Source organism: Candidatus Tumulicola sp., from assembly GCA_036490475.1.
Classification (GTDB): domain Bacteria; phylum Vulcanimicrobiota; class Vulcanimicrobiia; order Vulcanimicrobiales; family Vulcanimicrobiaceae; genus Tumulicola.
Window position 1 is genome coordinate 106,770 of the sequence record DASXDT010000004.1, and the last position, 10,719, is coordinate 117,488.

General features: G+C 62.2%; 11 protein-coding genes. 2 read left to right on the forward strand and 9 right to left on the reverse strand.

The annotated features are described in order from the left end of the window. Window position 1: 1 nt before the first annotated feature. The 5 genes from pyrH to cysD all read right to left on the reverse strand — a co-directional run bounded on the left by pyrH (window position 2) and on the right by cysD (window position 4,980). Complete coding sequence (pyrH, locus tag VGF98_03425) at window positions 2-751, reverse strand: UMP kinase (protein HEY1680673.1); 750 nt, start codon at window positions 749-751, stop codon at window positions 2-4. A gap of 5 nt (window positions 752-756) precedes the next feature. After that, the gene (tsf, locus tag VGF98_03430) at window positions 757-1,353 is read right to left on the reverse strand and encodes a translation elongation factor Ts (protein ID HEY1680674.1); all 597 of its coding nucleotides are present in this window, start codon (window positions 1,351-1,353) and stop codon (window positions 757-759) included. A 45-nt stretch (window positions 1,354-1,398) separates the two neighbouring features. Continuing rightward, entirely contained in the window at window positions 1,399-2,214 is an 816-nt protein-coding gene (gene rpsB, locus VGF98_03435) for a 30S ribosomal protein S2 (protein ID HEY1680675.1), read from the reverse strand. A gap of 130 nt (window positions 2,215-2,344) precedes the next feature. Further along, window positions 2,345-4,153, reverse strand: coding sequence for an adenylyl-sulfate kinase (gene cysC, locus VGF98_03440; GenBank protein ID HEY1680676.1), 1,809 nt, complete (start codon window positions 4,151-4,153; stop codon window positions 2,345-2,347). Between the two features lie 17 nt (window positions 4,154-4,170). After that, the gene (gene cysD, locus VGF98_03445; protein HEY1680677.1) at window positions 4,171-4,980 is read right to left on the reverse strand and encodes a sulfate adenylyltransferase subunit CysD; all 810 of its coding nucleotides are present in this window, start codon (window positions 4,978-4,980) and stop codon (window positions 4,171-4,173) included. A 124-nt stretch (window positions 4,981-5,104) separates the two neighbouring features. On the opposite strand from cysD, the gene csrA reads away from it, so the two are divergent. Further along, window positions 5,105-5,287, forward strand: coding sequence for a carbon storage regulator CsrA (gene csrA, locus VGF98_03450; GenBank protein HEY1680678.1), 183 nt, complete (start codon window positions 5,105-5,107; stop codon window positions 5,285-5,287). Between the two features lie 9 nt (window positions 5,288-5,296). Here the strand turns inward: csrA and VGF98_03455 are convergent, their stop codons facing one another. Next, entirely contained in the window at window positions 5,297-7,048 is a 1,752-nt protein-coding gene (locus tag VGF98_03455) for an ABC transporter ATP-binding protein (GenBank protein ID HEY1680679.1), read from the reverse strand. A 95-nt stretch (window positions 7,049-7,143) separates the two neighbouring features. Here VGF98_03455 and VGF98_03460 point away from each other — a divergent pair, with 95 nt between their 5' ends. Beyond that, window positions 7,144-7,731 carry a hypothetical protein gene (locus VGF98_03460; protein HEY1680680.1) on the forward strand — a complete coding sequence of 196 codons (588 nt, stop codon included), beginning with the start codon at window positions 7,144-7,146 and terminating at the stop codon, window positions 7,729-7,731. A gap of 9 nt (window positions 7,732-7,740) precedes the next feature. On the opposite strand, the gene VGF98_03465 is transcribed toward VGF98_03460, so the two are convergent. From VGF98_03465 to VGF98_03475, 3 genes are read right to left on the reverse strand one after another with little or no spacing between them, the layout of a single operon-like run. Then, entirely contained in the window at window positions 7,741-9,156 is a 1,416-nt protein-coding gene (locus tag VGF98_03465; protein HEY1680681.1) for an FAD-binding domain-containing protein, read from the reverse strand. 46 nt (window positions 9,157-9,202) lie between these two features. Next, a complete protein-coding gene (locus VGF98_03470) occupies window positions 9,203-10,168 on the reverse strand; it encodes a TonB family protein (protein ID HEY1680682.1) in 966 nt (321 codons plus the stop codon). After that, entirely contained in the window at window positions 10,165-10,692 is a 528-nt protein-coding gene (locus VGF98_03475; GenBank protein ID HEY1680683.1) for an RNA polymerase sigma factor, read from the reverse strand. Before VGF98_03475 ends, VGF98_03470 begins: the two co-directional genes overlap by 4 nt. Window positions 10,693-10,719: the final 27 nt, after the last annotated feature.

Sequence of the window (10,719 nt, forward strand, 5' to 3'; positions counted from 1 at the left end):
GTTATCTGCTCCCTGCGCCCGCCGGCTGCAGCGGGCCGCCAACGTACGTGCCGATTTGCTCGCCCCAAATGACCCGGCGGATGTTGTCGGGACCGGCCATATCGAATACCACGATCGGCAACGCGTTGTCCATGCACAATGCCATGGCGGTCGAATCCATCACTTCCAGACCCCGCTGCAGTACTTCCATATACTCCAGGCGTTCGAAGCGCGTTGCGTCGGGATACTTCTTAGGATCGGCCGAATAGATGCCGTCGACCTTGGTGGCTTTGAGAATCGCATCCGCGCCGACTTCCACGGCCCGTAAGGCCGCGGTCGTATCGGTTGTAAAATACGGATTTCCGGTGCCCGCCGCAAAGATCACGACCCGGCCCTTCTCGAGATGCCGGATGGCTCGCCGGCGAATATAGGGTTCGGCGATCTGATGCATCGCAATGGCCGTCTGAACCCGCGTCGGCACTTCGATGCGTTCGAGTGCGTCCTGCAATGCCAGCGCGTTGATTACGGTCGCGAGCATGCCCATGTAGTCGGCGGTCGCGCGGTCCACGCCCGCCCGCTCGTGAACCTTACCACGCCAGATGTTACCGCCGCCGACCACCACCGCCATCGACACGCCACCGCGACTCACTTCGCCGATCTGCGCGGCAATCACGCGCGTCATCTCGACGTCGACGCCGGTTTCGTCGCCCGAAAACGCTTCGCCGGAAATCTTCAGCAGGACGCGTGAGAAACGGGGCGTTTCGGGCGGCACGGACGCTAATCTCCTAACGCGTACTTCGTGAACCGGCGTACGCTGATTTTCTCACCTAGTGCGCCGACGGCAGCGTGGACGAGCTCGCCTACGCTTAAGGAATCGTCTTTGACGAAGGCTTGATCGAGCAAGCAATGCTCTTCAAACCATTTATTTAACTTACCCTCGATAATTTTCTCGGCGACGTCGGCCGGTTTGTTCGGGGGAACGGCAGCGCGAAACTCCGCGCGCAGTGCATCGACGACCTCGGACGACACGCTCTGGCGATCCAGGTATTCCGGCGACATCGCCGCGACGTGCATCGCGATGTCACGTGCGAGATCGCCGAACTTCGGATTGCGTGCGACGAAGTCGGTCTCGCTATTCACTTCCACCAGGACGCCGATCTTGCCGCCGGCGTGAATGTAGCTCGCGACGACTCCTTCGTTGGCGACGCGCTCCGCTTTCTTGGCGGCTTGCGCCCCGCCGCGTTCGACCAGCAACGCTTTCGCTTTTTCCATATCGCCCTGCGCTTCGGCGAGGGCTTTACGGCAATCCATCATAGGCGCGCTCGTTTCTTCACGAAGCGCCTTGATCTCGTCGGCTTTCGGTTGGTAGGTCATCGCGCTCGACACGTTTTCTCTCCGGTATCAGTTCGTCTGTTACAATTAAACGACGGCGGCGGTGCCGTCTTCGACCGCTTCGGTCGTTCCGCCATATTCCGCCGAAGCGGGGTACGCACTTTCGTCGTACGAGCTCTCGCTCTCGGTCCGGCCCTCGATGATCGCGTCGGCGATCTTTCCAACCATCAAGCGGACCGCGCGGATCGCGTCGTCGTTGCCGGGAATCGCGTAGTCGATTTCGTCGGGATCGCAGTTGGTATCGATCACCGCAATGATCGGAATTCCGAGCTTACGCGCTTCTAAGACCGCGATGCGCTCCTTCTTCGGATCGACAATGAAGATCGCGTCCGGCAAACGGTGCATATCTTTGATACCGCCGAGGAAGCGCTCGAGTTTGTTCATCTCGTCTTGCAGCCGGGCGACTTCTTTTTTGGGAAGACGATCGAAATCGCCCTGCGCCTTCATATTCTCGAGCTCGCGTAGCCGCGCGATGCGCCGCTGGATCGTCGAGAAGTTGGTCAGCGTTCCGCCCAGCCAACGCTGGTTGATGAAAAACGTTCCGGCGCGCTCGGCCTCATCGCGAACGACGTCTTGGGCCTGTTTCTTCGTTCCGACGAAAAGAATGACTTTGCCCTCGCGAGACAGCTGCTTGACGACCTCGACGGTCTCTCGCAGTTTCTGCACGGTAAGGGCGAGATCGATAATGTAGATGCCGTTTCGCTCTTGGAAGATGTACGGCTTCATCTTGGGATTCCAACGACGGGTTTGATGCCCGAAGTGAACGCCCGCCTCCAGCAATTCTCGCATGGTAACGACCGACATGAACGGATCCTCTCTGGCTCCCGCTCGCGTGCCGTCCATGGCTGCGAACGCTGCTCGGAGCCATAAAACGCCCGGCGTCCGTGCCGGGCGAAGTTGGCAAGCCGCCTCGTGGCGGCCGCGAGATTATAGCACGGCCGAGCCGAGCGGGTCCATCCGCCCGGCAGGGCGGCTAATTATTCTGCGTGATTTCCTCTATATATTCCAGCAGGTGACCGGCCGACTCGGAGATCGAGTGCTTGGTCGTATCCAGAATGAGGTCGGCGTTCGCCGGCGGCTCGTACGGCGACGAAACGCCGGTGAATCGCGGGATTTCGCCCGTACGTGCTCGCCGGTAGTGGCCTTTCACGTCGCGCAGCTCGGCGGTTTCCAGATCGCACTGGATGTACACCTCGAAGAACCGCCCCGGATAGGCAGCGCGGGCGCGGTCGCGGTCGGCCGCAAACGGCGAAATGAGCGCGCATACGACGACCATTCCGGCGTCCGCTAGCGTGGCGGCTACGGCGGCGGTGCGCCGCACGTTTTCGCTGCGGTCTTCTTCGGAGAATCCGAGGTCGACGTTCAGCGTCGTACGGAGGGTGTCGCCGTCGAGCACGTAGACCAAGCGTCCGCGGTCGAAGAGCATCCGCTGTACCGCCATAGCGACGGTCGATTTGCCGGCACTCGGCAGGCCGGTTAGCCAGAACACCGCTCCAGCGTGTCCGTTCCGGCTGATGCGCTCGCCGCCCGTAACGGATGACAGCTGCGCGATGACGTCGGTAGCGCCTTCCGAGCGAGGCCGGCCGATGACCGAGCGCACGCGTCCACCGGCAACCACGTTCGTTCCGTGCATCAGCACGAAGCGACCGATCGAAGTGTCTTCGAGTTCGTCGTCCGCAGCGATCAACTCGCGCGACGACAGCGTAACGACTGCAACGTCGCTCTTTTCGACGCGATCGGCGGGTTTGCCGACGAGCGTGTCGGGATCGATGATTTCGTCTATGCGCTGCAACGTCACCGATACTTCACGCGTGCCCAGGCGGATGCGGAACGCATCACCGGCCTGAGCGGCGTCTCCTAGCCACACGACCGTCGCCTGCATGGCGTGACCGAGTGACGGTCCGTCGCCGGGATAACTCGCGACCGCTCCACGGTCTACGAAAATGCGCTCGTCGAGCGAGATCGCGACGGCGTCGCCGGCCTTAGCTTCGTCGACATCGTCAGGCCAGCGGTGGATAGCAGTTACGATCGCGTCGGTAGCCAGAGGCCAAAAGACGATACGTTCGTTGGCGCGCAGCACGCCCGAGTCGACACGCCCGGCGATGATACGATTGGCACCGCGACGGTACACGTCCTGGACGACCATGCGTAGCGGACCGCCGGCCGGCGGCGCGTACGGACGCAAACGCTCGAGCCCTTCGAGCAGCGTACCGCCCTTCCACCAGCTCCAGCGCGTGCTGCGGATGGCGACGTTATCGCCTTCGCGCGCCGCGATCGGAATGATGTCGATCGGCGTAATGCTGAGTTGCTCGAGAAAATCGCGGACTTCGCCTTTGCGCCGCGCGAACGCGGTTTCGGCGTCCTTCGCGAGGTCGAGCTTATTGATCGCGACCAACACTTCTTTGAAGCCGAACCACTGCAGAAAGAGCGCCTGGCGCCGCGTCTGCAGCGTAATGCCTTCGTCTTCGGCAACGACCAGGATGGCCGCATCAACCTCGGACGCGCCAGTCAAAAGGTTACGTATCAGCTCGCGATGGCCGGGGGCGTCGACGAACACATAGTCGCGTTCGGGCATCCGCAGCCAAATGCGCGAAATGTCGAGCGTTATCGCCTGATCGCGTTCGAGTTGAAACGCGTCCAAGAGAAACGAATACTCGATCGGCACGCCGCGCCGCGTGCTCTGGCTCTCGAGTTCGGCTAGCTTTTGCGGCGTGACTTGGCCCACATCGACCAGCATGCGCCCCAAAATCGTCGACTTTCCAGCGTCGACGTCGCCGACCATGACGATCCTTACTTGTCTCACATGTATCCCGTCGTGCGAAGTCGTTCGAAAGCATCTTCGCTTTCGTTATCCATCGTGCGGCCGGCACGTTCGGGCTCGCGCGTTAACTCCAGTTCGGTAATGACCTGGTCGAGCGTACTAGCCGTGCTCTCGATCGGCACGGTGATATTGCTTTCGCCCAGCGAGCGGTAGCGCTTGCCGTCGACGGCGAGGTACAGGGAAACGTACGGAATGTTCTCGCGTCGCGTGTAACGCCAAATGTCGAGTTCGGTCCAATGCAGCAGCGGATGGATGCGCACGTGCGCGCCGTCCGGAACTTCGTACGGATAATAGTCCCACAACTCCGGCGGCTGCGAACGCGGATCCCACGATCCGTCCGCATTACGCGGACTAAAGATGCGCTCTTTGGCGCGAATCGCTTGCTCGTCGCGACGAATGCCCAGAATGATGCCGCGATAGCCTTCGCGCGCGAGCAACGACTTCAGGCCGGCGCTCTTACGTGCGGCGTGACGGGCTGCCGGCGGAAGCGTCGGATCCACCGTGCTTTCGGGAGCACATTGTTCGTTGATGACCGGTAGGCGCCACTCCCGGACAATTTTGTCGCGGAACTCGTACACCTCCGGGAACTCCATGCCCGTATCGAGCAGCACCATTGGGAAGGGGACGTCGCCTAAAAACGCTTTACGAACCATCCACAGCAGTGCGGTCGAATCTTTGCCGATCGACCATAACATTGCGATGGGCGAAACGGTCGAAAAAGCTTCGCGCAGGACATAGATCGTCCGCGACTCGAGCGCGTCGAGATCGGAATCGGTCGCCGTTGGCATCAGCACTAATATCGACTCGCGCGCGCAAGTTTCCTACCGATTCCGGAGCGCCGCGGCGCGAGGAAGTCGGGGTCGTCTGCGTTAACGCGACTTAAGTCACCGTTGCTGCAAAAGGGGCCTTCCAATGCTGGCTTTGACCCGAAAGGTGGGCGAATCTGTCGTAATCGGCGACGGCATACGCGTCACGGTCGTCGCGGTGGAGCACGATCAGGTGAGAATCGCCATCGACGCGCCGCGCCACATCGCAGTCCACCGTTCCGAGGTGTACGACGCTATCGCTCGCCCCCGAAAGCCGCCAGCAAAGTAACGCCGGCCGTTATAGCGTCGCGAACTGCGCCGCGTGCAACTTGGCATACGCCCCGCCGCGCGCGATCAACTGTGCGTGCGTACCGACCTCGACCACTCTGCCGCTCTCGATATACAAAACCGTGTTTGCCCGCCGGATCGTCGACAATCGATGTGCGATAATCAGCGTCGTCCGTCCCGGGAGCAACCGGTCTAGCGCTCCTTCGATGAGCGCTTCCGAATGACTATCCAACGCGCTGGTCGCCTCGTCCAAAATCAAAATTCGCGGATCGCGCAAGATGGCACGAGCGATCGCTATTCGCTGACGTTCTCCGCCGGACAAACGCACGCCGCGTTCGCCGACTTCCGTAGCGTACCCGTCGGGCAACACCGACACGAAATCGTCGACGTTGGCTTCGCGCGCTGCGACGCGCACTTCTTCGTCCGTCGCCTCTAATCGTCCGTACCGAATGTTGTCGACGATCGACCCGCGTAACAGCTGCGGGTCTTGCGGAACGATCGCCATCGTGCGCCGCAGATCGGTAAGACCGACGGTCGCGATGTCGATGCCATCGATCAGCACTTCGCCTTTTTGTGGCCGGTAAAAGCGCGGAACGAGATTCGCCAAGGTGGTCTTCCCGGCACCCGACGGACCGACCAGTGCCACGATCTCGCCGGCTTGGATCGTCACATTGACGTTCGAAAGCGCGGGCGGCTCGTTGAGTGCGTACGAGAACGAAACGTCGCGGAATTCGATTTTTCCGAGCACGGCGGGTAACGGCAGGTCTTCGTCGGTGTCGCGCGTCTCGACCGGAAGATCCAACAGTTCGAACACGCGACCGGCTCCGACGACCGCCTTGCTGATATCGCCGAAGAACGCGGCAACGCGATTCATCGGGTTCATCAAGTTGACCAGCAGCGCCCAATACATGAAGACGGTGCCGGTGTCCAACCTGCCGCGCAAGACTTCGTTGACCGACATCCACATGATGAACACGACCGCGGCCACCATGATCGTCGAAACGACGACCGGCTGGGTTTGGATGAACTGCGTGAGCTTCATATACGCGCCAAAAAAGTCTTCGTTGCGCGTTTCGAACCGGCCGACTTCGTACGCCTCGCGGTTGAACGCCTTGACGACGCGTTGGCCTTGCAGTATTTCGGCCAAATTGGCCGATAGATCCGCAATACGTTGCTGCGCTCGATGGGTACTCTCGGTAATCAACCGTTGAAATTTCGAAACGGCGAAACTGACGATCGGTGCGACCACGATTAACGATAGCGTCAGCAGCCAATCCAGATAGATCATGACCGCGAACGACGATACGAACGTTACGAGGGCAACGACCAATTGCGGAACGGATACGCTGACCGCATCGGTCATCAACTGCAAGTCGGTGCTGAAGCGCGACATCAGTTCGCCGGGGCGCCAACGGTCGAACGCGTCCAACGGCAGATTGAGAATTCGTTCGAATAGCCGGATGCGGATGCGAGCGATTAGGTGTTGCCCGCTCCATGCGGTTATATAGGTCTGAAAGTAGATGGCCAAGTTCGACAGTACGAGCGCGGCGCACGTCACGGCGAGAGCGCCGTACAACGCGTGCAGGTTCGCCGGGCGGCCGTGCGGCGGCGCCAACACGTCGTTGATGATGATGCGGAACGCAGCCGGAGGAACGGTCGTCAGCACACCGGCCAACGCGCCTAACAGCGTCGCCACCGCGATGCGCGGATAGTACGGCCGGGCTTCTTTGGCCAGGCGTATGAGGATTGCTCGCCGGTTCATCGGCGTCTCGGACTTGCCGCCGTTGAGAACTGAAACCTCCCGACACGCATCCCGGTACCTACTTCAAACGACCATTGGGAGAAACCGCCACCGTCATGGACTGCTATTTTCACTCGAACGTACCGTCGGCAAGCTCGTGTTCGGGCTGCGGAAAGCCGATTTGCGCCACCTGCCGCGACTTTAACGGGGCCTGCCCCAGTTGCCGGTTGGCGGCAAAAGTCGACGCCGCGGCTGCGTCGCGTCAGCGAATCGCGGGTTCCGTCCCGCCGCACGCACAGGCCTACTCGCAACAACAGCCGTCCCAGCCGACGGTCGTGACGAAAGCCGAAGTCGCGACCCTTTCCGACCGGGCCGAGTCTCGAGCGCTGGTCGCCTTAGGATACCCGCTGTGGCCGCTGGCACTGTTGTCGGTTTTCGATCGCAAACAATCTCGCCAGCTTCGTTCGGCCGCGTTTCAAGCGCTCGGGTTAAACGTCGGCTTCGCGGGACTCTATGGGATGCTGTCGTTACTCGCAAACATACCGTTCTTAGGATTTTCGGCCGCGATCCTGATCCCGCTGCTGATTCCGCTCTTCTTAGTGGCGAGCGTCTATTACGGAATCAAGGCGTGGAACGGAGACGAAGTCCGCGTCCCGATCATCGGCGATTGGATCGACGATCGCCTGGCGACCGATCCCACCTAACGCGCCCGACTATCGCTCGAAGTCTCGATAGCGACGTAAAAACACACGCGCCGCCGTAGCGTGATCGAGCATCGGCTCGGAATAGGCTCCTGCGGCGCTCAGGTCGAGCGTTAACTGCGGCGACGTTCCGGAACGCTGCGACAAGAGTTCGGCCGAGGCATGCGCGAGTTCAGGAATCCACTCGCGAACGTAACGGCCCTCCGGGTCGCTTCGGCGGCGCGCACGCTCCGGATTATATATACGCGGATATTGCGCCATATCGGCGCCCGAGGCGGCGATCCACTGCCAGTTGCCGCCGGCAAGCACGGGATCGTCTTCCACGAGTTGCCGGTCCCACTCGGTCAATCCAGCCTCCCAATGTATTCCGAGATCGAAGCACAAAAACGACGCGGCCACCGCGCGTACGAAGGGATGCATCCAGCCGGTAGACCGCAGTTGGCGAATGCCTGCATCGACCAGCGGAAAACCGGTTTCGCCCGCCGACCAGCGCGATAGGGCCGCTCCGGATCGCGCGAATGGAAAGGCCCGCATGCGGTCGCGCAACGCGACCGAGCGGCTCTGCGGATAGAAGTGCGCCAGTTGTAAAAAGAAGTCGCGACGAGCGATGGAGCGGAGAAACGCGCGTCGTGCCGCTCGTGCCGACGCATGCATCGCGGGATCGTCGAGTTGGGACCGAATCTCGCGCGCGATCGTTCGGGCGGCGATCGTACCGAACGAAAGATCGGCCGACAGGTGCGATGTCTGTGTCATCCACGGATTTTGCGCCGCCGCTTCATAGTCGGCGATCGGACCGGAGCAAAAAGCATCGAACGCAGCGCGCGCGCGCGCCGCTCCAGCTTGCAATTCCGGCTCGTTCGATCCAAACTCCGAAGGTTGCGGCAGCTCCTCGCCGGCATCCGGCGCCTGCGCGAATCGCATCAGCAGCGGATGCTCGTACGAAACGATCGGCACGTCGCTCCACACTTGAAAATACGGACCGAAGGAACGATAGCCGTCGCCGCCGCCCGTATGCTGCGCGGCGGTTTCTTCGGGTGCGACGGCCGGCGCGTCGTGTACGAGTACGGCGTGCAAGCCCGCTTCTTCGACTCGCGATTGTAGCCGGTCGTCGGTCTCGGCCGCGCTCGCGCTCCAAGCGATGCCGCCGGCCCCGATGCTTTTTGCGATGTCGAGCAACCCGCGGCCGGCCGTTCCACCACGACAAATCGTTAGGCGGCTGCCGAACGCGCGCAAGTCGGCGTCCAGCGAACGCACGGCCCCGCAAAAAAAAGCGGCGCGCCGCGGCGAACGCCGCAGCCGCTTCGAGAGGTCCGGCTCGATCGAGAGCACCGGGAAAATAGGCCCACGCTGCGCGGCGGCAGCGAGACCGGCATGATCGTCAAGTCGCAGATCGTGCGAAAAAAGATAGATGAACGGAGTGCCGCTCATCGGAGCGCGGTTCGGTTAGGCCGCGCCGTTTTCCTGACCGGTGCGGCTAGGGCGGGGACTGTCCGTCTTCGCCGGCCTGAAAGAGAAACGCGTCGTGGTAGACGCCAGCAACGGCTCGTCCGTTGACGGCCCGCGGAACGTACCGCACGCGCATGGCTGCGGCGCACACGGAATCGTCCAACACTACAAATCCGGACGGCTTGGTGACGGTGCACTTGACCGGGGTTCCGCGATCGTCGACCGACACGTCGACCGCCGTCGTCCCCTCGGCGTTTTCGTAATAGGCGATTCGCGCGGGTCGCGGCACGATGGCGTGGTCGCCACCGACCGGAGCGACATCGCGGACCACCGACGGCAAGATTGCGAGCGACTCGGCGTGCTGGCTTTGCTGCGGAACGTTGGTCGTGCCGGTGTCGGCGACGGTGCGTTCGTCCGACGAGGTCGGCGATTGCGCTGCGGGCGGTTGCGGATGCCGGACCGCTACAACGGCTTGTGCGGGGGCATGGCGGAATGCAGGTGCGGGCGCGGACAGTTTGACGACGTTGTGCACGATGATCAATGAGTGCGCTTTTTCTGCAGCGGGTGCCGCATGCGACTGTCCCCCCGCACCCTTCACAGGATGCGCGACGAAGCCAACTTGGGAATGCAGCGCCGGCACCGGGACGACGGCAACCGTCGGGCCGCCGGATCCGGCCGAACCGGCGTGCGGAAACGCGACGATTGCAGCCGCCACGACCGCGACTGCCGCAGCCCCCAATCCCCATGCGAGTCCGCCGAATTTCCGTCGCTGCGCGCGCAGGGGCGCGATCGCGGGTTGCCAGGTTTCGGCATCGCGTGCGCGGGCCACGAGCCCGGCAGTACGCTCGATCTCGCGCTCGCCACCGAACGCCTCTACGCACGTCGAGCAATGTGAAAGGTGCAGACGATAGCCGTCGCGCTCGGCCGCGGTTGCCTCGTCGAGGGCGATGGCTCCAGCTGCGATTTCCGCATCCCGACAAGTTATAACGCTCACGATTGTGCGTTCTCCGCCATCACCGAACGCAGCGTGCGCATCGCCCGGCATACCCGCTGGCGCACGGCCTCGGGAGTACTGTCGAGCATCGCGGCTGCCTCCTGTGAAGAATACCCGGCATAACTGGTCAAGAGCACCGCAGCGGCTTGCTCGGGTGGGAGCCGCTTGAGGGCCGATTGGAGATCCAACGAGTCCGCGCCGCTTTCATCGATTCGCCAGGCCGCTCGCTCGGCTTCCCGGTCGAGTGGAAGCATGCGCAGAATCTTGCGTCGCCGCAAAAACGAGATCGCGCCGTTGGTCGCCGCGCGATAGAGCCATCCGCCGGTCAGTTCGCGCGTCGGGTCGGTCTTCAACATGCGATAAGCCGACAAGAAGACGTCCTGCGTCAGATCCAGCGCCGCCTCGGCATCCCCGGTCATTCTCCGGAGGTATCGAGCCAGCTTGACTTGGTAGTCGCGCACCATCGATTCAACGCGCGCCTGAGCGGCGTCGCCTGCAGCAGTCCACGAACCAGCCTCGTTCATCGCGGCTCCTCCGCCCGTGAAACGTAT